The organism is Pseudoalteromonas luteoviolacea S2607 (assembly GCF_001625575.1).
In the GTDB taxonomy this organism is placed as follows: domain Bacteria; phylum Pseudomonadota; class Gammaproteobacteria; order Enterobacterales; family Alteromonadaceae; genus Pseudoalteromonas; species Pseudoalteromonas luteoviolacea_E.
The window spans coordinates 1-23959 of sequence record NZ_AUXV01000018.1 but is presented as its reverse complement, the minus strand read 5'-3'; the positions used below and the strand labels follow the sequence as shown (position 1 = coordinate 23959).

Below are 23959 nucleotides of genomic sequence, written 5' to 3'. Positions count from 1 at the left end.
TGAATAACATAATCGCGGTTAATAAAGGCTAAGCTATAAGAGCACGTCAAAACGACCGAATAATCACCTCGACTCAGTACTAACTTAACTGACTGTGTTTATCTCGCTGCTTTTGTACAAAAGTTTTTGCTGTCATACCAAAGTGTTTTTTAAAGCAAGCACTAAAATAAGAACCAGAATTAAACCCAACGTCGTCGGCAACTTGTGCAACACTTTGACCATGAAGTAATGGTGTAATGGATTTATATAGTCTGTACGTCCTTAAATACTCATTTGCTCCCATTGAGATCAATGCAGTTAATTTACGGTGCAGTTGGCGTTCACTCAGCGCCATTTCTTTGGCTAATTCACTGACAGATGTCTGAGTATTGCGATAATACTGCTCGACGACTCTGTCGAGTTTATCCAAAAAGTCATAGATATGAGGTTGGTCCTTAAACTGCAGCTTGGGCAATGCGGGTAAGGCCAAGGCATCCTGAGTGGGTTGAGGCGTAATTCGGCTGCGCCACTTTTGCAGTGTGGCCTCCTGATGCTTAAATATATTGCGTACTTTAAGTTCAAGGGCCTGTAAATTGAAGGGTTTTGTGATGTAGTCATCAGCCCGCAGAGTTAAGCCTTCAATTTGCCTTTGCTCGTTTAAATTGGCAGTGAGTAAAATCACCGGAATATGCGCCGTCAGCGAGTGCTGCTTAATCGCAGACAGCATCCCAAACCCGTCTAACTTTGGCATCATCACATCTGAAATAATCAAATCTGGGATCAGTGATTTTGCCAGTTCTAGCCCCTCTTCACCATCACGTGCAACGGCTACCGAATAAGCAGTGCCAAAAACGCTCTTTAAAAACGTCAGCATATCGGGCGTGTCGTCAACAATCAGAATACTACGGGGCTCTTTACTCTCTGAGCTTGAAACAATAGCCTCTTCAATATTTACTGTATTGTCTCGCACGGCTGTTGACTGATTAGTAGACTCACATTCAACAGTGTTAAATTTAAGTGTAAAAGTACTGCCTTGGCCTTCAACAGAAGATACCTCGACAGCGCCACCCAAAGCATCAACGGTAGACTTCACAACGCTTAACCCAATGCCAAGCCCTACGTTGTGTTTACTTCCCTGCTCTGTTCGATATTCTGGCTCAAATATCTGGCTTTGTTCACCTGCTGGAATACCAATACCCTGATCGCAAACGCTTAGTGTGCATACAGACGACTCTTTTCCGCTTTGCTTACTTAAAGTGAGTAAAATGCGCTGCCCGTTGGGGCTATACTTTATCGCGTTACTAAGCAGATTACTCACACATTGCTCAAGCTGATCTTGCTTAGCCTTAACCATAACACGAGGCGCAACATCAACTTCTAGTCGCAATTCATGCTGCGCTAGCAAAGGCGCAAATACACTGGCCTGTTCGTTACAAATTTTTGAGAGATCATAAAGCTGCAAAGACTGTTCGGTTGTTTGAACCTCTCCACTACGATGCTCAGAAACCTGCATTAGCTGCTCTATCAACACTTTTAAGCGCTTGGCATTACTCACTACAATACTTGCCATTGTATTGCGTTCTTGTGCGTGCTCGACCTTCATCAACTGCTCCGCAGGGCCCTGAATTAAGGATACGGGCGTCATTAATTCATGAGAAAGCGTTTTCAAGAGTAAAGTTCTTTGCGCCTCAGCACTTGCCAAAGCAGATGATTTTTCTAATAGCTGCTTGTTTTGCTCGGTTATGGCCTTCGTTTGCAGTGCCACTTCTTTTTCTAATTGTTTCTGAATATTTTTAAGCGCTTTAACCCGCAAATGATAAATCACAAATAAACAGAGCATAAAAGTAAGCACATACGCAATATAGGCCCATATGGTGGCATACCAAGGCGTTTTGATTGAAAACACAAACTGGCCTGTCGTTGTAGACCAGTTACCGTTACTGTCTGTGCTTTGCACCTGTAAATTGTATTGACCGTGGGCGAGCTTTGGGATCATCAGTACTCGACTGTTACCTAACTCTACCCATGCCTCAGACACGCCCTCGAGCTTGTAACGAAATTGCTGCTTTGATGCACTGGCAAAGTTGGTGTTGGTCAAACTAAAACGAATACTGGCGTGCTGGTACGGTAATTCGTCCAATGACAGCTTATTAAAATAGGTCTGAGTACTGCCATCAGCCAATGTGATTTCAAATTCGCTGACTTTAGGGCTTGCGTCAAAATAAGCGAGTTTTTTAGGCGCAAATAAAGTCAGTCCATCGGCTGATGCAAAAACTAGTTTGCCATCGGCGTTGGTAGCTGCGCTGCCAATATAACCTTGGTGGTAAAGTCCATCACCTTTGTCGTAATAATGAATACTGCCACTTGAGCTACTCGATTCCCAGCCAAAAATGCCCAAACCATTTGCAAACCATGCCCGTCCGTCATCACCAAAGGCAATACTGGCGTTCGTCATATTGGCGATTTGACTCGCCAGTGCCAGCCAATCTTTTTTATGGGTATCATAAGCCTTGATACCTGCATCTGACTGCAAATACAGAATGCCTGATGGGCTCAAAAACAAATCATAAATCGCTTCTGAAAGGTCAAACACGGGCGCATCTGGTTGTACAAAGTCGCCCGTGGTTAAGTCAAGTGATTGCAACCCTGCTGATGTTGCCACCCAAAGCATGCTTTGATGTTGCACTATACTGTGCACTTGATCGTTATGTAATTTTGAATTTGAACGCGTGTACCTTTTGACTTGCCTTGTTTTGGGGTTTAACTGAGTTAAGCCATCAAAACTATGGGACAACCAAATAGAGGTGTCATTTTCAATAACCATTGCATAGATTGAATCTGGGATACCCATCTCTGCAAAACTAAACTTGTCTATAACTTGCATCGACTCTGCATCAAGATGCACTAACTCTTGATACATACTCACCCAAAGTGTGCTGCCCTTGCCTTTCGCTATTGCTTGTGCTGACAGGTCGTACGCTTTTAAACACCCATCAAACGAGCCATTCATTCGATACCGGCAAAGTCCAGCTAATTGGTCAGCAACCCAAATATGTTGCTCTAAGACCAACACATCGTTTATTTCAAACTGGTGTGTTTCGCTTGGATGCGTAAAGTCAAAGTTATGTGCAGCATTCAGGTTAGCATGTTCAATTACCGCACCTTCTGTGTAGCTTCCCAGTGCGAGCAATTGCTGGTCACTATAAATAGAAAGTAGCGGCGGCGAGTCTCCAACTGGGGTGACTTGCTCACTCAACTGCAAAAGCCCTGCATTTAAAGAGGCCGCAAGCAACTTGTTGTCACTCACTTTCAAATCAAACACGTAGCCTACCGTATCAAATTGATTTTCATCTACATATTTAACTATGGCTTGCTTGTCATCAGGGAGGTACTGGGCAATCCCCACCCCTTGTATACTCAGCCAAATCTGACCGTCATCAAGGCGCCACACCTTATCTGCAAATAAAGGCGCTCCGTGTTCATTTTTAATAAACTGGGCTTGCTGCTTGGTGATATCAAATAACAGTACCCCAGGGTCCGTTGCCAGTAATAAGGTAGACGCATCGACTTGAGTGATCGATAACACACGGTCGTTAAATGGAGAGGGCTCTGCTTGCTGGTCAAGGTTGACGATATTAATAGGCACAAAGTTAAGTGCGCCATTGTCAATTTTGTACAGCCCCGCTCTCTCTCCAACCCAGATCTCACCTTGCCTAGACTCAAAAAGGCTGTAAATATTGAGTGGATCTGCGCCTTGCCCGGCTAGTACCGGTTCAAATGACTCAGCTTGCGGATTAAGCACTTCTAGACCCTGTTTGCCAGCTGCCCATAGCCTATGCTGCGAGTCAAATAACACATCTCTAACCCACAAAGCGTTGCTTAACTCAGGTGTTTGATGTTTTGAAAAGCGCTTTACCTTTGTTCCATCAAATCTTGCAATGCCCTGCTCCGTAGCAAGCCACATAAAACCACGGTGATCTCGCGCGATATCAAATACGCGATTGCTCGGCAGACCGTCGCCCACACTGAGCGTCTTACCCGCATTTGCATCTGCCTTTGGGCAAAACCCAAGCAAAATAAAAATTACAAAAAAACACCTTACAAAAAAGGTCGCTAATAGGTCTTTAAACATAGAGTAAATTGTTGTTATGTTTGCTTATATTTTAATAATTAGTTTTAATACGCACAGCTTGTTTGACATAATAGCAACAATTAGATAATTATCAAATGTCCCATTTCGGGCACCAAAATGTCAGATAATTGCGTATTAATGTCTGTTTTGTGTTACCGCCCTCATTGACGCACCCAATATAATTTTGACATACCCGAGTAGATGCATTGCCTCCTCTTGCACACGCATAGACATTAATGGGTTTGACTAACAGGTACAAACAGCAGTAAACACAAGCAGTACATCGAGAGCCTGCAATATAAATAAGGAATTACCATGTTTAATTCACCAATAAAAACGCTTAGCCTCGCCCTATTTTGCTCGGCCGTTATCAGTGGCTGTGGCTCAAAAGGCGGCTCTAAATCTCCAAGCATTGAATTGGACAGCAATAAAAAAGTAACCACGGAAGAAAACAGGTACGCTCGCAGAGGACGAGTTATCGACGGATATGTACAAGGCGCAACGGTTTGGCTTGATCTCAACAACAACAAAACAAAAGATGCCGACGAACCCTTTGTAGTCTCTACCGACAAAGGGAGCTATATTCTTGAGCTAACCGAACAACAGGCAAAATGCGCGTCATATGTACCCACGTATGTAGATGTGCCAGTCGGTGCGATTGACGAGGACCTAGGTGAAGTCACCAAACCTTATCAAATGGTGTTGCCACCCACGCTTGAGTCACTCAACGACGAAGCACTACAACACATCACGCCACTGACGACCGTGCTTTGGCAGTCTTTGGTCGAGACACCAGAATTTAAAGACGCCACGTGTGAGCAACTTATTCAAAGCAATGAACAAAGAGAAGCGCTATTAATTGTTTTAGAAGAGACGACCAAACAAGTTATCGAGCACTACAACATTTCTGAAGAGCAGTTATTTAGCGACTATATTGAAAACGGTGATGAAGCACTGCAAAAACTCGCTGAGGATATTGTAAAAGGCTTACAAGCAAGCGTTGAAAAATACATAGAACTTGCCAAAAAATACCTAAATGCTCGGGAAATTCGTGTACTTCATTACAAAGGTACACCACCAAATCAGCCCGAAAGCGATGAAAGGGTCTGGTATCGCAGAATTTATATTTATTCAAATGAAGGTGACACGCTCGTCGATGAGACTGCACGCGTTGATGACTCGCTGAAAAACGTCTTATTTATACATTACGACCGTAAAATAAAAAGCATACAACTCAGCGGTGGCCATTCATACACACAAACTGTTGACGTGGTCATTAATGACCCAGAAGATATTGGCGCGTGTGTGCATCAAGAAAAGTTAACGCTGAATATTAATGATATTCAATACGAAATCGATAACTGGAAGTTAGTACAAAGAGAATCGAAAGACCAAACCTGTGACTTTGACGTCGATTTTAGTGGCGCACCTAATCGCGATTTTTCAGTCAGTTATAATAAAAATGGCGTCCATTACCTAGCTGTATTTAGCCAAGATACACAAAGTAATACGAAAGAAGGTCTAACCGATTGGTATAATATGAAAGACAAGCTTAGCTTGTTAGAATTAGCGGTAATTGCCTACTACCTAGACCAATCAGGCTTCGAGCTCAATGAAGATGTGACTATACCCGTCTCTTCTTGGTACAAACGTGTAACTGATGATTCGGGTGAAAACCGCGTTATCACATCTCGCTTCCATGATGGTAGATGGACAAAGCAATCATATAAATCTGACGGCACCTACGTATTAGAGTGCAGTACAGACGGTGAAAATTGGACAACAGAGTGTAATTAGCCTCAACGGTTCCAAAAATTACAAAAAATCCCACACAATATAGCCGCAAGTAAACTCATACTTGCGGCTGTATTTTTTTAAAAGTGCTTAATACGCAATCTACGAGTAAAACATGTAAACGAGCATTTATTTTTGAGTTTTTACTCTTTGACTTTTGAGTTTGCCATATTTTGTCGCCAATATATCACTATTAAATAAAACACATGAGTAATAAAGGTTACAGTGCGTTCTAAAAGTAACCAGCTTGACGAAAGTCCCGAAATTCAAGACCTGTAAAAATTAACAGATTTAGCAAAAAAATTAAAAGTTGCGTTATTTTAAACAAAAAAATAAAACTAAAACCATATAAATAAAGCAATAAACTTAACTTTCAATCGGATAACTGCACGTAACAACGCGTGGAAAGTTATTTTTATTTATAAAAAACGCACCAATACTATAGTATTAAATTACCTTGACACATTCTTTTACTATAAATTTGAAAAAATTCCGCTTTTAAAGGTTTCAATATTGAATCTTAGTTGTTAATATCGCATTCAGATAATGAAATATTTAATAAAAACTAGGTATAGTATATAGAAATTAGATAAAACACCTCCTCAACAACATTATTATATTAATATTTCCGAATATTAACGGTATTTCCTTGCCTAAAATGCAGGTTTAGTGATAACTTTTGTTAAATTTTGTTATCAGAAGGTAATGTTGGAAAGTTATGAAACTGAGAATTCGACAACTAGGATTGTTTAATGGCTTATGGGGAGAAGCAGCCAAGTCGATACGTTCGATGCGTAAGGATGCTGGACTGACACAAAGTCAACTGGGAAAAAAGTTAATACCCGTCGTAGATCAAGCAACGATTTCAAACTGGGAAACAGGGAAAACCCCTGTACCACTCACCAGTTATTTTTTAATTTGCTTTATTTGCGGCTTTAGCCCAGAAGAAAAAACCAAGCAACTGCTTGAAAGTCAGCAACCAGAAAACAAACGGAATTAAGGAAGTATCTGATGTTTAGTTATGAAAACTTTAAAGGGTTATATGATCTAATAACTTATATGGCTCTACCTATATACATATTATCTATATTAATAGGATGGAGAAATGTTAACTTTAGATATTTATGCTTTTTATTAATAGCTATAGAAGTAATAGACACATTTACAAATGACATAGCTATGAATTGGGGCAATGGTTACTATATTTGGGGGATGTTTATTTGTCTTCTTTTTATCGTTCCAGTACTAGGTAGACGTCTGATTACAAAGAGATTGAAGTACTTCAGCTTCTTTCGCTCTGCTCATGAAAGTTATCATTTCACAAAGCAAGAAGGAGGACTTTTAGCTGTCTTCTTTATATCATTCGCAATTCACTTGATAACTTTCATCGAAGTCAGCCTGTTTACTTTTTACATAATAGACTCTTATCCCATAAGAAATAACATTTACGGACCAGCCCAGACTATTCTGCATGTTTCAGCTATGTCTCTTATTTTAATTAATTCATTTAAAAATAGAAATCAGATGCAATTTGAGTCAAAGAGTACTACAACTTAAAATACCATAAGGAGAACATTATGAAAAAAGTCACATTAAAGTTATTGTCAGTAGTTAAAGGCGGCACTTCAGGTTCAACTGGTAGCCCTCTTCCAAGTAGACATGCCGCAGGAATGTCGCTAACAGAACCTAAAAAAGATGAGAAAAAGGGCTAACATTAGGTAAATCCAATAAAAGTCCTAGGTACTTTGGGATGGAGGCACAACCTAAGAAATGATTTTGCTTATATTTTTAATGGATTTAGAATGATCTTAAACAATTTCAGTTTTTATCATCAGATCTGATTAGCTAAATTTATTTAAACTTAAGATATATGAAAAACCATACTGCAAAGGTTAAGAATGCTTCTTGATAGAAACCAATATTATTATCAATGGACTCTTTAATAATGGAAAATATGAAAATGAATAAAGCAAATACTCTTCAGAAAAATTTGGCTATTGAAATTAATAAAACCTGCACGCTTATAGATAATAAAAAGACACTTAGAATAATATGCGGTGGCGGCGGAGGTGGGCCAGGATACCCTCCAATGGAAAGAAAGCAAAACTAGCTTATGATTATACTTAGTCGTAAATAGCTTCGCCTTGGTGCTTGTGCATAGACTGTTGGCAGCACCAAGAACTCGACATTACTTTTGCAATTTTGTGTTTGAGTATTAAACAATTACTAATTTCAATTCACACATACCTTAAATTTCATTTTATGAGCAATGTGTCTTTTCAATTAAAATTAAGGTATAAATTCTTTGTTCGAAAGCATATCTCTTAAAGCCATTTACTATGTTATAGGCTACATGAGCTTACCACTATTTTTTCTGGCTTTAGTAGTTGGCTGGAGAAGCATCAATGCACGCTGCCTCATCTCTTTATTGATAATTGTAGAGTTGGTTGATACTGCTATGATCGACACCGTGTATGGATGGGGGAATAACTACTATCTTTGGATATTTATTTATGCTTTCATTTATCTATATGTAGTATTAGCTCGACGGCTTATTGTCAAAAAACTTCGCAATATTAGCGTTTTTTGTAATGATGTTTATGAAAACTATTATTTTTCAAAACAGGAAGGCGCTCTAATACTCATATATGTGGGCTACATATTAGCTATTTTCATAGCGTTGTGTGAAGTTAAGATGTTCGAATATGATATCGTTGACTCATTCCCCTACCTTAAACATATATTTAGCCCGATCCTCACAATACTCTGTTTGATTGAAACTCTGCTTGTTCTTAAGCTCGCATCTCGTACTGTACCAATTGACGAGCATGTTTTGGCATTAAAACGCCGGAGAAAATTTGAGAGAAAAAGACTCACGAACATGTCTGAGAAAAAAGATAGGTAATCTGATAGAAACTTATCTTCACACCTTGAATTTACAAATCACTCTGTGCGAAACTTAATCCTCACTACATTATAATTAAGGAAAATTAAAATGATTATTGATAAAGAATTATTAAAGTTCATTCTTGGCGGCTTACATAGCACTCCTGGAGGCCCGCTACCAGAAGAGCCTAAAAAATAAACCAAAAGACGCTAACATTACTAATAATCAAATAAAAAATTGAATAATTACACTCTATTTATGATTATTACCCAGCATAGGGCGATGCTCAGCTTCCAGACAGGAAGGATAGATAAGCATTTGACAACACGCCATTAATTAATGAAGCATGCCAGCTATAACACTCCTCAAACTTGAGGAGTGTTTGATTATTTTCGTATATTACGGTCTTGGATCTGTCGGCTTATAAACACCGCTAGCACCGCTTACCTTTTCACATAACTCTCGGCTTAAAACTTTATTAAGTGTTTTCATTTTTTAATTCCTTTAAATTTTATTGGTATTTGTCACCTGTGTGACAGTTTCTATAACACACTACATGCGCAAATTAATCAATGGGTTGCTGGGTGTTTTAGTAAAAAGTCAGATAAAAGTAAGAGGCTTTATATTTTTTTATTTATTTGATGCGAGTAAGGTGCTTGTTTTGACTATTTAAGGTGATAAAGCTGGTGATAGTCAGCAATTATTTGCTTAATGGCGTCACTATTTTTGATAATAGCGAGATTAAACTTCTGGAGTTGTTTTTCGGTTAAGCTCCCCGGTCTTACCATATAGTGAACAGGATTTTCATACACACTAACGGATGTCGGCTTGATATGCTGAGCAAAGTTTTCGTGTTGAATTAGGTATGCGCCTGTCAGGTTGTCTTCTACCGCGTATTCGACTCGCCCTCGCTTGACCAAGTTAAATCGCTCTCGAGCCAAGTTTGTTTCGATAACACAATCAGGGCAGTTGTTACGGTAATTTGCAAAATACTGCCCATATACACTCCCACGACTCACCGCAACAATGTTGCTACGCAAGTTAGCATAGAGCAGCGAGCCTCTTAACTGAGGGTCGTCTAGAAACGGCAATGTGTTTTTTGTATGAGTAAAAAGCAGCATCACTTCTTGACGGTATGGCAGGCTAAACTCGGCATATTTTCTTCTCTTTTGTGTAAAACTTGCAGCCGGAATAATGTCTACCTTGCCCTCTTGGAGCTGCTTAAATGTACGACTTGACGAAGGCAGCACCACATACTGCCAACAAAACCCCGCATCTTTAAGCACTAACTCTATAAGCTGTATTTCAAGCCCAAGGTAGTTGTTACCATGTTTTGAAGAGTATGGCGGCCAATCGCTACTCACACTCACTTTAAGAGTTTTATCGCAAGCAAATACAGAGGTGCAAAAAACCGCTGAAATCATCATTAAAAAAACACAATAAAAAACGTGATTACCTTGCTTTTTTGCAACAATTTTATTCAATGCTCACTCACCTCAGGCCTAATAAAATGGCGTAAATAAAAAGAGTTAAGGCACCTCTTTGCTAATTGTCATAACAACTCGGTTGCCGAGGACATGCGGTACCCCGTGTACATATTACCCTAACATCATTGTTAATGCCGCGTTCAATCCAATTAATATTCAGTATTTTGGCAACGCTCATCAGTTGCTTTTTAAGATGCCAAGGTACCACACTTGCCCCGCCCTGCTTAATGCATAAATCTTGCAATTCTTGCACTAAGTCTTGCGCACTATTACCTTGCGCATCTATCGCAGGATTCAAATCTATGCCTGCGCACAGCACATGTGCGTTTTCAACTAAATCGTTAACTTTTAATGACTCACAGCAGTACAAATGCGGTTTACCATTGACATTGAGTATAGACAATTGCGCGCTTGAGCTGTTGCTTTGTGCCAAAAACTTCCTAAATACAGCCCAATGTTGACATGGATCTTCCACACTACGCATATTGCCCCACGGGAGCGGTATACCATTGCCGCGATAAACCGCTTTGAGCTTACCGGGTAAGTAGGCGTCAAAGTAATGCCAATTAGGGTAAGGTGATACCACGGTCATTCTGCGCATGGCAACTGAGGGGGATATATTCAAGTGTTGATGTATGTCGACTTCATAGCCGTATGAGTCGAGCAGTTGACGATAAGCGACTTTGGGGCAAAGTAAAGCGCCGGCAAAAAAACTAGACTCGAAATCGTGCCATGCGGTTAATATATCTTGTGCATTGGGCGTTGTGTCTGTGGTTGGCAATACAGCGCTATTAAAGCCGCCAGTTCTAAGCACACAACGCAGGCCCTTTAACTCATGCAGCACACTGTGACCAATGTGTACGGCTAAATCATATTTCAGCCGCGCTGGGTTTTGCTTTAACCGCTTATTAATGTGCACGACATTTGGCTCGGCAAAGTATGAGGTAATAAGGTGGTTAAACACATGGCCGCTATCGTCCATCACTTCGCTCGGTGTTTCGTCATACCAGCGAATGGTCAAACCTTGCTTTTTCAATAACTGAGTTAGGTCATCGACATTTAAGTAGAGGTTTTTGCCACCTATTTCATCGGCGGCGCGCTCTAGATCCGGAAAATGATTTTGATGGTGTTCTTGGTGTGCACGAATTAAAAGGTGGGCAAATTGGCGGCCACTAATACCGGTTTGAGAAAGCATTTCGGGAATGGCTATTTGCAAAATGTCATTTGAGAACAAAAAGTTTGGCTCAAGTGCCATACCTTCAATACCACCTGAGCGGCCTTTTTGGGGCGTAATTGCGTCTGCCTCTGGTTCGGTATCTAAAAACCATGACAATGGCTTTTGAAACACTTCTGCAAAGTTTTCTAGCATGCCACTACTTGGGGTGCGCTTGCCTCGTTCAATCATGGATAAATACGACACTGAAGGCGCAGACTGGGGATCTACCCGAATACACCTCGCAGAGAGGTCCTCTAAAGTAAGGTGATTGCGCTTACGCAAGTTTCGTATCTTGGTACCGAGAAAATGTGACTTACGCATTAACTCTGAACTCGTTTTCATTGTGCCCCCAAATATGTCAGTAACTATCAAGCGTCTTATAAGAATTTAAAAACCACAGCCTCATACTATTCGCAACAAGAGGTCAGACCAGATTTTGTAAAATTTACACTGTAAAATTCTTTTTGTGAAATTTATTGATAATTTTTCATACACTGAAATTGTAGTCATTAATCAGCGAACACGTTATTCAGACAACCATAACGTAGCTCAACTTAAAATTTCGGTAACTGGGGATACATCAATGAAAGCACAACTTCAAACAAACGAATCATCGCAGCCGCTTAGCGAAGAATGCCAAAAACTTATCATCGCTAAACAGTTTTTAGATCAGCACTGCCCACTCGAGTTTGGCTCGCACACGCAAGTCAGTGCGTACGTTGTGTACTATAACCATTTAATGGTATTTTTTGCCGATGGCCAGCATTGTGGGCTTAAAAACACAAAACAGTTCGTCGCATTATGCGGTCATAAAGAAGCACCCTCTACTATCTTGCTGCAAAAAGATGACGGCTTACATATTGAGTTAAGCTTTAATGTAGCGGGTGAGACCGGTAAGTATGACAAAGCCCACATCAATGATGTGCAGTACGAAACACCATTTAGTGCAATCGATACGCAAAACAGCAAACACACCAAACTTTGGATGAGCTTTATTGACGGCGTACAACATACGCTAGTAGAGGAATCGCGTTGCAAATGCTATCGCAGCAAAAACGGTGAGGATTACGAAGTTTAAAATATTTTCAAAAATTCATGCCCGCCTGCGAACATGAATGAATATTTTGGCCACACGTTGTTTCGTGGCCAAATGTGAATACTTACTCGCGTTAAAGCTATAAACTTTCAAAGCATTCTTTTCTCTCATCATTTTACATTTCATGCATTCAGATTAATTTCAGCTAACCTCAATATAATCGCGCGACATTTCACTTGTGACTGGCATATATGAATAAAGTATTCGATTGGTTAAAAAATATGAATTGGATGCTGTGGGCTTTGATCCTCGGCATTGCAACTGGGCTCATTTTTGGCGAACGCGTTGCCTTTTTGAAACCGATTGGCGAAGGGTTTGTCAGTTTAATGCAAATTACTATTTTCCCTTACATTGTTGTCAGTCTGGTGGTGGGTTTAGGTAAGTTTAGCCCTGACCAAGTTAAAACCGTGCTCGCCAAAGCCGCCATTACTATGCTGGCTTTATGGATCATTGGCTTAGCGGCTATTTGGTGTTTTACACTGACTTTACCTTCACACGATGCGGGCACTTTCTTCTCGCCAGCTTTAGTGGCTCAAGCCCCAGATGTGGACTTTGTAAAACAATACATCCCTGCCAATCCGTTTGCGTCCATGGCAGAAGGTAATGTACCTGCACTGGTTATATTTTGTATTGCACTTGGCCTTGCGCTTATTTCTAATGGCCGAAAAAACCAGCTATTAGACGTACTAGAAGTCGTTGGGCAAGGCCTTACCGTCATGTCGAAAAAGGTCATTAAGTTCTTTCCGATTGGTATTTTTTCGATGACGGCGAGCACCGCTGGCACAATTGGTAGTGAAGAGCTGAGTAACTTGCAAATCTACCTTGTACTGGTGATTTGTCTTGGCTTTTATTTAATGTTTGCACTGCTCCCCATGCTGGTAGCTGCCCTGACGCCAGTAAAATATCGCGATTTAATCAAAGTTATGCGCAATGCTTGGATCACCGCCTTTAGTACAGGTAATGTGTTCATTGTATTGCCCGTCATCACCGAAGGCATTAAAGCGCATTTGGCGAAAATAAAACGCAGTGATGAAGAGTCAGATCACATTGCCGAGGTACTGGTGCCTATTGCGTACACCTTTCCAAGCTTAGGTAAATTGACCACCTTAATGTTTGTCACTTTTGCAGCTTGGCTTACAGGTAACCCAATCACGCTTGAGCAAATTCCAAATGTCACGCTTTCGGCGATGTTAAGTTACTTTGCCAATGTGCATATTGCCATTCCATATATGCTAGATAGCTTAAAAATACCCGCAGACAGCTATCAGCTTTACTTGTCAATGTCGGTGCTCACCGCAAAAGTCGTGTCACCAACAACCGTCGTGTATATTTTTGCAGTTACGCTGCTGTGTATTTTCTATAACAAGCAACAGCTACATTTAAAGCGTATTCGCTCCGTTTACTATCTGACTTTATTGTCTGTATTGCTGCCAGCGTTTATGGTGATCAGCTTTGTCACGAATAATCACTTGGCACAAAGCACCAAAGGCGCAGATGATGTCATTGCCAATATGGTGGTGTCTGATCAGGTACCAAGCGACGTGCTTAATCATGTACCCAAGGCCTATCAAAGTGGCGAGCTATCTCTTACTAATATTGAAATCATCAAAAAGAGAAACCTGCTAAGAATTGGTTACTTGGTCGACAACGTGCCCTTTAGCTACTTCAACCAAAAAGGTGAGCTAGTCGGTTTTGATATTGGCCTAGCGCATAAGTTAGCGGCCGATTTACAGGTCAAAGTTGAGTTTATTCCATTTAAAAAGCATCAATTGGCGGAGTATTTAAATAAAGGCTACTTTGATATTGCTATGTCAGGTCTTGAAATGAGTGTTGGCGATCTACGCTCGGTGCGCTTTAGTAACCCCGTTTTAGAGCTGCAATTGGCGCTGGTTGCCAAAGATCACCGACTCAAAGAGTTTGCAACACGTGACCTGGTGCTTTCTAAGCATGAGCTGAATTTAGCGCATGTTGAATATCAACCACTAATGCGCGATGTTGCGAGCAAACATCAACAGATAAAAGTGAGTCAGCTCAACAACCATCAGCAGTTTTTTGAAAAACAAAGTGATTTCGACGCTTTGGTGATTAGTGCCGAAGCAGGGTTTGCATGGAGTATGTTTTACCCAGAATATGGTGTGGTGGTACCAAAAGGCGCCGAGCTTAAGTACCCAGTTGGTTTTGCCGTGGCAAAGCGTAATGTGGATATTCTCAGTTATTTAAATACTTGGCTTGCCATTCAACAGAGCAAAGGCACCATTGAGCAGTCATATAATTATTGGATTTTGGGCAATGGCACACAAACTAAAGAACATCGCTGGTCTTTGCTTGACGAGCTCTCTGAGCAAGCAGCCAATTAACCTCATAATTTTTTAAGTCTATTGGGCTCCGACTTGTGTCGGAGCTGTTCTCTTAAATATACACCTGAACAAACCAAGCTGTACTCAACAGCACCTGTATACTGATAGCCAGTAATAGTTTCAATTGAAACGACACCTTATTGGTTTTATGGTGAGTGATATACATCACCAAATGTGTTGAACAATGTAACGCCAGTGCTGAGAATAACACGAGTGTTCTTTCTGAAACCCGCTCTTTATTTTGTTTAGCGTAGGCTTTGTCTTTATAAAAAACAATTAGCATCAATAGATTAGAAAATATCAGCCCGCCAAGTACTGCACCAAGCACACTGATGTCTTGCGCTATCAAGGGTAAAATGAGCACCCCAAGTGTGCATAAAGACACAATCACGCCGCATTTGGCCAAAAACATGATAAAAGACTTAACTATCAAATTGATTCTCTCCTTTGAGCTGTGCCGTAAAATACGCTTGGTATCTCATCAATTGTTCTCTATGCGCTTTTGGTTTATTAAATTAAATAGCACCGCAGTGGCCGCAGCGTCATTGTACGCTCTGTGATGGCCTGTCAGTGGAATAGATAAATCATGGCAAATCTTACCCAGTGAATAAGAAGCATGTCCTGGTAGCCACTTTCTACCAAGTTGCACAGTACAAAGTTTGGCGCGGCGAAATGGACGCTCTAAACGCCCAAACTCGGCTTTTATAAAGCCAAAATCAAAATTTACATTGTGCGCAACGAAAATGGCATCTCGAGTAAAGGTATCTATGTCGTCAATCACTTCGCTAAAAATGGGCGCGTCTGCAACCATGTCGTTGTCGATACCGGTTAACTCAGTTATGTATTTGGGAACCCGACGCTGAGGGTTTATCAGACTTTGCCATTGATCGATGACTTGCCCATTTTGTATCTTAATCATCGCAATTTCGGTAATTTTGTCGTGCTCTTTTTTACCGCCCGTGGTTTCTATGTCGACAACCACATAGGGCTGCTCTGGCGAAACGCGCCACTCTACAGACTGCACGTCCACGTTAAAACCGCTGTGTATCAACTTTTGAATCGTGATCAGTTGGTTGCGCCTTAGGCTATCGCCCGGTGCTTTCACCTCGACAAACTTAACCCCCTTTTCAAACACCATTAAGTCTGGGTAACCATCTTTGAGATTATTAAAATCTTTACTCATTGCTCTCAGGTGAGTGCACACTGCGTTTATTGGGGCGTGTTTAGCAAACTCAAACAAATAAGTGAGTATATCTGGCTGCCACGGCATCATCCGACAATGTGTGCCAAAGTGCTCAGATGCTTGTTTCACTAGCCAATTAAGTAACGCTTCATTGCTATTAAACGTACTCAAGCGCTGTTCAATTTCTGCCTCAAATACACGATAAAACGTATTATTTTTGATGCACTTAGGCGTGCTTTCAAATTCATTTGAGAATGCATTTCGACTGTCTTCAAATAGCTCATGCCAAAAGCTTAAACAAAATAGCGCGCGCCAAAGCATATTTTCGCAATGAAATGCGTTCACCCCCTGCCTTGCATACTGATTGATTAGCCCCTGTTCCACATCGCCTTTGTATGCTTCATCTAAAAACAATTTAGGGCCGCTTTCACGCAGCATGTCAGTCAAAGCTGACGTGCGTTTTTTAGTAAACTTAAGCCGATAAAAGTCTTCTGCAAAAAACAGCAGCTTTTCATCACTGGGCGATGCGATCACTTTTTCTATTTGTTGTACGCAGCGTTCGTGTTCGCCTTGGCTGTAGAGTAACCGAATATACTTTTCCTGCGCGCTTGGGTGCCCACTTAACACCAACAATGACTCACTTAAATGCACGTTTTTGTCAGCCACCAAGTTGGCAAGTTTATAGCATAGATGGTCAAATTTAGTCTGAGCGAGCTGACCTACTACCGGAACAGCAAGCTCGCTTATTAATGTATTTGCCGTCTCCATTGCAGCCTGCTCGGTCATTGTTTTCAAATCACTGTACAAACGGCTGTAGTAAAAAGCACTTTGCGCCTCTTGTAGGTCGTCAAAGTGAGCATTGGTTTGGGCTCGATCGCCACGGGTATCCATCACCCCGAGGTCACGCATTGAAAACTGGGCGAATACGCCCGTGGCCTTACCAAAAAACAAAAACAACAGGTACTCAAAATCGTTGTTGAATTCTGACGTGAAATATCTGCCAAATAACTCACTTTGAGATACGTCCAAGCTATCAAAATGCGCCGTGACAAACTCAAGCCAAATCGCTTTTTTAGCGGACTTTACAGGGGGAGAAGGTAAATCTTGTTCAGCGACAAGAGCCTGCAGTTGCGGTTTGCTTAGCTCATGAAGTAATAACGAGGGCAGCTGAAAATGCTTTGCAAAAGTGAGCCAACCCGCGTCATACAGCGCCTTAAAAGCAGCGTTATAGTCTGTAATTTCACTGTATTCTAAGTCGGCATGGCATACAAACAAACGCTTGCGGTTAATAACGCGCACCAATAAACATTGGGACTGCTCATCAAGTGCCCTAAATGCATCTAACTTTGCTCTTTGTTCGTGATTGAGTAAATGAAGACTCGTTTGCTCAATATAACGTAACAGCTCAAAGAAATGAGTAAGATAGTATTTTTCTGGCAATGTTTTCACGGCAAAAACCTGTATATTTGAACAGTACTAATATGCCAAATTCGCCGTCAATTAGCCATTTATTTTTTACTTACTCTTGAGTGACGTCTGATTTAACAACTTTGTGTGCTAAATAGTCTTTTAAGCAATTAAGCAACGTTGCTGGCTGTATCGGTTTGGTAAGATAGTCATCCATCCCCGCATCTCGGCACTTTTTCTCGTCGCCACTCATGGCATTGGCCGTCAACGCAATCACGGTAATGTGCTTGTTTTCTTCACCTGCTTGACCATTTCTAATGGACTGTGTTGCGATATACCCATCCATTTCTGGCATTTGGCAATCCATTAAAACTAAACAATATGGAGAAGAGTGCTGGCAATGTCTGAGTGTTGTGAGTGCTTCTCGGCCATTGGCAACCACATCAACAAAATCAATACCAAGCTTTTTCAGCATACTGGTGGTGACAATCTGGTTTACATGATTATCTTCCGCGAGCAAAATGCGTGGCTGTGGATCCCACACAATGTCGTCAGCAGACTCTGACTCTTTGAATGATTTTAAGTAATGTGACGTAACAATCGGCTTAGCATTTGCGAGTGCTTCTCCACCCTCACCGACAACAGACAGTGCATTGTGTAAATCAGAGGTCGTGGCTGGCTTTGGAAAATAACCCGAGAACCCGCGTTTGGCAAAAAATGCGGCATCACCTTGGTGCCCCATCGATGTCATCATAATGAGTTTGATGCTCTTTAATCTCGCATCCTTTTGCATCTCGCTGCCAAGTTTCGCGCCATCCATCACTGGCATTTGCATGTCGAGCAAAGCAATATCAAACAGTTTTTTAGTGGGGTGTTTAAGGCGCGCTTCACACTGTGAAAGGGCCTCGATTGCCGAGGCAGCCTCAGTAACTTTGGCGCCCCATAACTGCAGTTGCTCACGCAACACCGTGCGGTTTGTTTGGTTATCATCGACAATCAACAGTTCGAGTTTGCTGATATCGAAATTAGGCAAGTGCTGGTTATTTTGTTCACCCACGTCGAGCGCAATATTGAAGTAAAACTCGCTGCCCCTACCCTCGTCGCTTCGTACGCCGATACTTCCCCCCATCAGCTCACAGAGCTTTTTAACGATAGACAACCCAAGGCCTGTACCGCCGTATTTTCTTGTTGTAGATGAGTCAACCTGAGAAAATGTTTCGAATAGTTTGTGTTGTTTAGACAGCGGAATACCTATACCTGAGTCTATTACAGAGCAATCAAGCCTGAGTTTATCGTCGTACTTGGTCAGCTCTGCCTTGATAATGATCTCACCTTCTTCGGTAAATTTAATCGCATTACCGACTAGATTAGACAATACCTGCCGCAACCGACTTGGATCGCCTTTAACTACGGAGCTTTCGACTTTTACGATATCCAGAACTAACTCGATGCCTTTACGCTGAGCTTGAAGCGCCGCAGACTCAGAGAAATCACCAAATAATTCTCTTAGATCAAAATCAAGTAGCTCCAATTCCATTTTGCCAGCGTCAACCTTAGAAAAGTCCAGAATGTCGTTAATGAGGTTAAGCAACGAATTAGCGCTGTTCATTGCGAGCTGTGCTCTGTGCTTTTGTTCATCATCAAGCGGGCTATTTAACATTAGGTTTAGCATCCCTAACACCCCATTCATTGGCGTCCTGATTTCATGGCTCATAGACGCTAAAAATGCGCTTTTTGCTTCACTTGCCTGTTCTGCTTCAACTTTTGCATCTGCCAACGCTTTTTGTTGGCGGATCTGCTCGGTGATGTCCTGAAGAATCCCCACATAGGCTATCAAGCGTTTATGCTCATCAAGCACTGGGCCTATATGCATGTTGTTCCAAAACGTCTCGCCATTTTTGCGATAATTTAGGATTTTCTCGCGGTGCGGTTTTTGATTTTGTATCGCATCTCTTATCGATTCAAGCGCTGCGCTCGACGTCTGTTCGCCTTGCAAGAATCGGCAATTTCTACCAAGTACACTGTCGTCATAACCTGTAATGCGCTTAAACGCAGAGTTAATAAAGCTAAGTGGCATATCTTTTTTATGGGCATCGGTTATCACAATACCCACATCACATGACTCAATGGCATAGGCCAGCAGATCATTGTGCTCTTTCGCTTGTTTCAACGCTTCGTGATACATTTTTTGATCTGTGATGTCAGTCAACGACCCCGACATACGAATTGCTTTGTTGTCACTATTTCGAAGAGCTAAGCCTTTAGAACGATAAAATCGAAAGTCGCCGCTTTCGTTTCTCATTCTAAATTCAACATCAAACACAGCTCCGGTATCTAAATGCGTATTTAAAGCACCAAAAGTATTGGATTTATCTTCTGGGTGGACGTGCTTTTCGAGACTTTCGAACGCATCTGGAAACCCAACTAAATCATCTCCTTTGTAACCCAGTAGTTCTCTAAATCTAGGAGAATAAAACATACCGCCGCGTTCAATGTCCCAATCCCAGATCCCATCGTTACTGCCTTTAATGGCCAATTTAAAACGCTCTTCGCTTTTTTCGATGGCTTTTTGTGAAAGCTGTAGTTGTTTAAATGGGTTAAGCAGTAACTGCCGACCAAAAAAGAATAACAGTAAAAACGATAACAACAGGCTTATTACCACCGCTTTGGCAATCGCCAAGATAAAGGTGTTAACGCTGTTTTCAATGATTTGCTGATCTATATAAAACTTAATGGCTATGTCTGTGTCGACTAAGGTGCTTTTGTACAGCTCAAAATAGGTCAGATTTTCATCCGCATTACTGTATTTAACCCACTGACCAGACAAATCAACGACGAGTTCTGTTTGTCCCATATCGATAGCAATTAAAGACGTCAAATCCGTTTTAAACTCTGAGATTAAGACTCCTTCGGTAAAGCCGTTGTACTCAATGGGCACTGCAATCACAAATACAAACTGCTCGCCGTCATATTTCAGCGCAACAGCCTGTCCCAGCTCCCCCAAAAGCAATTGATCCAACCAAGGTTCGTTATTGAAATTTTGATTTTCAAGAGGTGAATTAGTAAATACCTGCTCTGAAAGGATATTGTATAGATGCAACGGGGCATGAGAGCCCAGCACTTTATACTCTTTTAAAAAGTCAGATAACGAAGCTCTAGAAATGTCACTGCCCATGACGGCATTGGAGAGCATAGGAATTTTTGCTAAGTCTTTAAGAAGAATAAGGCGGGTGGAAATAAACTGCCCTAGGTTACTGACTGCAAGCTTCGCCTCAGTTTGCCGAGCTTGGACTTGCAACTCTTTTACAGAGCTATTTGCACGCGTGCCAACCAGTGCCAAACTGATAACGATCGACAATACTAAACTGCACAGCAAAAAGGCATAAAAAGCTTTGTCTGACGACATGCTAAAGACCTTTTTCAGCCAACCTCTCATGAATTATCCACCAGCACTTTAGTGCTTCCATTTGACTGGAAATAAGCCATACAAAGATCTTTTAATCCTAGAGCTTCATGTGCATCAGGATCGTTTGAACTCCATTTAGAAAATGGCTTTTTATACGTTTTAATCAAACCAGTGACTGGTGTAGTTAAGTTTTCGAGAGAGTCTTTAAAAGCGATACGATCCCTTTCCATATCGCCGGTCAATTTTATCTGCGCCATCGCAGCCAAAGACACTTTGCCTAAGTCGTAACCATGGATGAAACCGGTTGGGGCAAACAAAAAGTCTCGCTCCGCGAATTCGTCTGGAAACAGTGTTTTAGCCCGTTGCCACACTTGTTGGGCGTAATCAGACATTGGCCGATGCTGAAACGAAAAACAGCTTTGGATAAAATGTAAGTCGATACCGGATGCGAGATCTACTTTTGCTTTAGAGAAGAAGTCACCACCGGTGATCCCCCAGTGGCTAATTATGGGTAATCGTTGATCATTTGGGTAGTCAGCCATTGCGCTGATGAGCTGCTTGCCTTCTATGGAGTTGCCGACAAATAACAAGCAGTCACTGTCTTTTGCCAGCATTTCTCGAATGTGTATTTTTGCGCTGCTCGCCTTCATGCCCCAATCAAACCAAATCACGTCAGGCTGTTCGTTATTCATCGCCTTACCAATGGACTTATAATTTGATTTACCCCATGGAGTGCGCTCCAAAAATAGGTGGGGTTTTTTACATGATCGGGCTGTTGCAAACTCAACCAGCTTCGGGCCAGCTTTCGTATCATCAACGGACAGTCGATATACCCAGTTTTCACCTTGGTCATACCGAGTGATCGGGCCGCCAGCTGCCCAAGGCACCAATAAGGGTATCTCATTTTTATTAATAAACGCTCGATATTTAATGTAAGGAGGTGAATGTAAACCGCCTAACACAAACAAAGCTGAAGGGTCTTTTAAAAACCGTTTGAAATGCAAAAAGCTGCGATTACTATTGCCACGATGATCCTTCGACAGTAATTTTATTTCGAATCCTTGAACTTGCTTATCAACTTCGCTCAGTGCCGTTAAAAAGCCCATTTTAATCGCGACTGCAGACGCTTTGTGCGTGCTGTAATCAGAGTCATGATACACATGAATCGTGGGTAAGTTTTTACTCTCACCGAGCGCGTACGCCGAAAAACACAACCAAAGCACAACCAAGCAGTATTTAGCCATAAGTACTAATCGTTAAATTCAGATTTACTTAAATTTAGCCTATCTTGCCAAACATTGCTCGGTAATTGCAATTCAATCAAAGTATTAAATGCCTACTAGTTGCTCTACGGCCTGCCAAGTTTGCGCACTGTTAATGATCCGGCCATGGCCCTGCCCTAAAGTCGTTGATAGGCTTGCGTGTTGGTGCAATTCTACCTGCTTTTGAGTGTGGCTATATGGTGCATATTTATCGTCTTGATCATGAACAACCAACAACTGCCCTTGTTTTTCCATATGCAATTCAGGTTGTAAATCTTTGAATACCATTTCATGTTCGGTTTCTACTTCATTCAACAGTTTTTCAAACAGTTTGCTGGTAAGCCCCGTAGATAAAATTCGATGCTGAAATGAATTGTAAAAATCAAATGTCGGGGCGATTAGAACATGACGTGCACCTTGGGTTGCATTTAGCGCACCAATAGTGCCCATAGAGTGACTTACTATGCCTTTAACATCACGGTGTTCATAAGCTGCGAGTACTGTTTTAAGGCCTTTGATGAACAAAGGAAGGTTAGCAAAACGCCCTGCACTTTTGCCATGCCCATAATGATCAAAACCCACAACTGAAAACCCTCGTTCCACCACTTTTTGCATCAGTGGATAAAACTGAGTGACGCTCCCAGACCAACCATGGGTAAAAATGACGGTCGGCCCTTCTCCAGCTTCAACAACATTCAGTGCACCATATTGTGAATCGACCTGAGTCACTCGCATAGATTCAGGTAATGGCACGGCTTTACGATTAGCTTGAGGAGTCAAAAGCAGCTTTCGCGTCGCTTTCATACTGGTGTTAGGTGCGACTTTTGCCATTAAAGACGAAACACCGCGTGTTAGCAGGTAGCTCATAGACTTCTTGCTATTACTGTCTGAAAAATAGATTTTGCTACTCATTAGTTGCTAACTCCATACTTTGCTAAAAGTGAATTAAAACCAGATTTAAAACGACTGCGGCTGTCGTCTTCAAGACTCAGCCAACGTAAACTCTGACTCCCTAAGTAGAGTGAGTAGAGCTCAAATACAAATTGCTGCGGGCTGGTGTCTGGCTGAAGTTCACCATCTGCAATTGCTTGAGAAACAATATGCTGCAAATAGCTCAGCCAATTAGTGAGTGTTGATTCAATATGATCTCTAATCGCGCCGGGTTGATCATCAAACTCAATCGACGCATTCATAAATATGCAAGTAACGGCATCTGGTTGGTACCAGTTCAGCCAGTTTTGCGTGAGCTGGTTCAACTTGGTGATACCGCGAATATCTTTGTCACAGGCAAGTACCACATGCTCGCGAAATCGTTCTGCTGCATACTCAAGCACCTCTAATTGCAAGGTTTCTTTTGAGTTGAAATGCCCAAACAGCCCAGACTTTGACATGCCCGTTGCCGTGGCGAGCACGCCGATTGTTAAATCATTCAAGCCAGTTTCAGACGCGAGCTCAAGGCCCTTCGCTAAAATCTGCTGCTTTGTTTGTTTACCTTTACCCATACCGCCTCAAAAAAAGAACGAACGTTCGGTTTATAATAGCGCAATACATTTTGCGGTCAAGTATAAGGTGCAAAATCATGGCCGAAGGACGTAACTTTGGCGCAAGGTGAATTAAGTGCGAAATCATGGCCGAAGGGCGTAACTTTGGCGCAAGGTGAATTAAGTGCGAAATCATGGCCGAAGGGCGTGACTTTTGCGCAAGGTGAAATAAGCCATTTTAAAAGTCGCAGACCTCTTCACCCTAACCTCTT

Annotated in this window: 16 protein-coding genes; 7 read left to right on the top strand and 9 right to left on the bottom strand. The window is 41.6% G+C overall.

What is annotated here, in order from left to right:
- Positions 1 to 79: 79 nt before the first annotated feature.
- Complete coding sequence (locus N480_RS10785) at positions 80 to 4054, bottom strand: response regulator (protein ID WP_196761475.1); 3975 nt, start codon at positions 4052 to 4054, stop codon at positions 80 to 82.
- Positions 4055 to 4426: 372 nt separating this feature from the next.
- Here N480_RS10785 and N480_RS10780 point away from each other — a divergent pair, with 372 nt between their 5' ends.
- From N480_RS10780 to N480_RS10765, 5 genes are all read left to right on the top strand, one after another.
- Positions 4427 to 5908 carry a hypothetical protein gene (locus tag N480_RS10780; protein WP_063372512.1) on the top strand — a complete coding sequence of 494 codons (1482 nt, stop codon included), beginning with the start codon at positions 4427 to 4429 and terminating at the stop codon, positions 5906 to 5908.
- Between the two features lie 715 nt (positions 5909 to 6623).
- On the top strand, positions 6624 to 6905 hold the full coding sequence (locus N480_RS10775; protein WP_063372511.1) for a helix-turn-helix domain-containing protein: 282 nt from the start codon (positions 6624 to 6626) through the stop codon (positions 6903 to 6905).
- Between the two features lie 11 nt (positions 6906 to 6916).
- Entirely contained in the window at positions 6917 to 7462 is a 546-nt protein-coding gene (locus N480_RS10770; protein WP_063372510.1) for a hypothetical protein, read from the top strand.
- 20 nt (positions 7463 to 7482) lie between these two features.
- Positions 7483 to 7617: a hypothetical protein gene (locus N480_RS25915; protein ID WP_269200981.1), complete on the top strand. Its 135-nt coding sequence runs from the start codon at positions 7483 to 7485 to the stop codon at positions 7615 to 7617.
- A gap of 233 nt (positions 7618 to 7850) precedes the next feature.
- On the top strand, positions 7851 to 8015 hold the full coding sequence (locus N480_RS10765) for a hypothetical protein (protein WP_155732820.1): 165 nt from the start codon (positions 7851 to 7853) through the stop codon (positions 8013 to 8015).
- A gap of 1442 nt (positions 8016 to 9457) precedes the next feature.
- On the opposite strand, the gene N480_RS10755 is transcribed toward N480_RS10765, so the two are convergent.
- Both N480_RS10755 and N480_RS10750 read right to left on the bottom strand, forming a co-directional pair.
- On the bottom strand, positions 9458 to 10276 hold the full coding sequence (locus N480_RS10755) for a substrate-binding periplasmic protein (protein WP_063372507.1): 819 nt from the start codon (positions 10274 to 10276) through the stop codon (positions 9458 to 9460).
- A 61-nt stretch (positions 10277 to 10337) separates the two neighbouring features.
- Positions 10338 to 11837, bottom strand: a complete 1500-nt coding sequence (locus N480_RS10750; protein ID WP_063372506.1) for a DUF3612 domain-containing protein — start codon at positions 11835 to 11837, stop codon at positions 10338 to 10340.
- A 241-nt stretch (positions 11838 to 12078) separates the two neighbouring features.
- On the opposite strand from N480_RS10750, the gene N480_RS10745 reads away from it, so the two are divergent.
- Both N480_RS10745 and N480_RS10740 read left to right on the top strand, forming a co-directional pair.
- Positions 12079 to 12573 (top strand): malate synthase, encoded by a 495-nt coding sequence (locus tag N480_RS10745; RefSeq protein ID WP_063372505.1) that lies wholly within the window; start codon positions 12079 to 12081, stop codon positions 12571 to 12573.
- Between the two features lie 209 nt (positions 12574 to 12782).
- Positions 12783 to 14948, top strand: a complete 2166-nt coding sequence (locus tag N480_RS10740) for a cation:dicarboxylate symporter family transporter (RefSeq protein ID WP_063372504.1) — start codon at positions 12783 to 12785, stop codon at positions 14946 to 14948.
- A gap of 52 nt (positions 14949 to 15000) precedes the next feature.
- Here N480_RS10740 and N480_RS10735 read toward each other — a convergent pair whose 3' ends face one another.
- The 6 genes from N480_RS10735 to N480_RS10710 all read right to left on the bottom strand — a co-directional run bounded on the left by N480_RS10735 (position 15001) and on the right by N480_RS10710 (position 23708).
- The gene (locus N480_RS10735; protein WP_155732819.1) at positions 15001 to 15381 is read right to left on the bottom strand and encodes a DUF1294 domain-containing protein; all 381 of its coding nucleotides are present in this window, start codon (positions 15379 to 15381) and stop codon (positions 15001 to 15003) included.
- A 48-nt stretch (positions 15382 to 15429) separates the two neighbouring features.
- A complete protein-coding gene (locus N480_RS10730; RefSeq protein WP_063372502.1) occupies positions 15430 to 17580 on the bottom strand; it encodes an exonuclease domain-containing protein in 2151 nt (716 codons plus the stop codon).
- 70 nt (positions 17581 to 17650) lie between these two features.
- A complete protein-coding gene (locus N480_RS10725; RefSeq protein ID WP_231102254.1) occupies positions 17651 to 20944 on the bottom strand; it encodes a response regulator in 3294 nt (1097 codons plus the stop codon).
- A 26-nt stretch (positions 20945 to 20970) separates the two neighbouring features.
- Entirely contained in the window at positions 20971 to 22188 is a 1218-nt protein-coding gene (locus N480_RS10720; RefSeq protein WP_063372501.1) for an ABC transporter substrate-binding protein, read from the bottom strand.
- Positions 22189 to 22272: 84 nt separating this feature from the next.
- Positions 22273 to 23118, bottom strand: coding sequence for an alpha/beta hydrolase family protein (locus N480_RS10715; RefSeq protein WP_063372500.1), 846 nt, complete (start codon positions 23116 to 23118; stop codon positions 22273 to 22275).
- Positions 23118 to 23708, bottom strand: coding sequence for a TetR/AcrR family transcriptional regulator (locus N480_RS10710; RefSeq protein ID WP_063372499.1), 591 nt, complete (start codon positions 23706 to 23708; stop codon positions 23118 to 23120). Before N480_RS10710 ends, N480_RS10715 begins: the two co-directional genes overlap by 1 nt.
- Positions 23709 to 23959 lie beyond the last annotated feature (251 nt).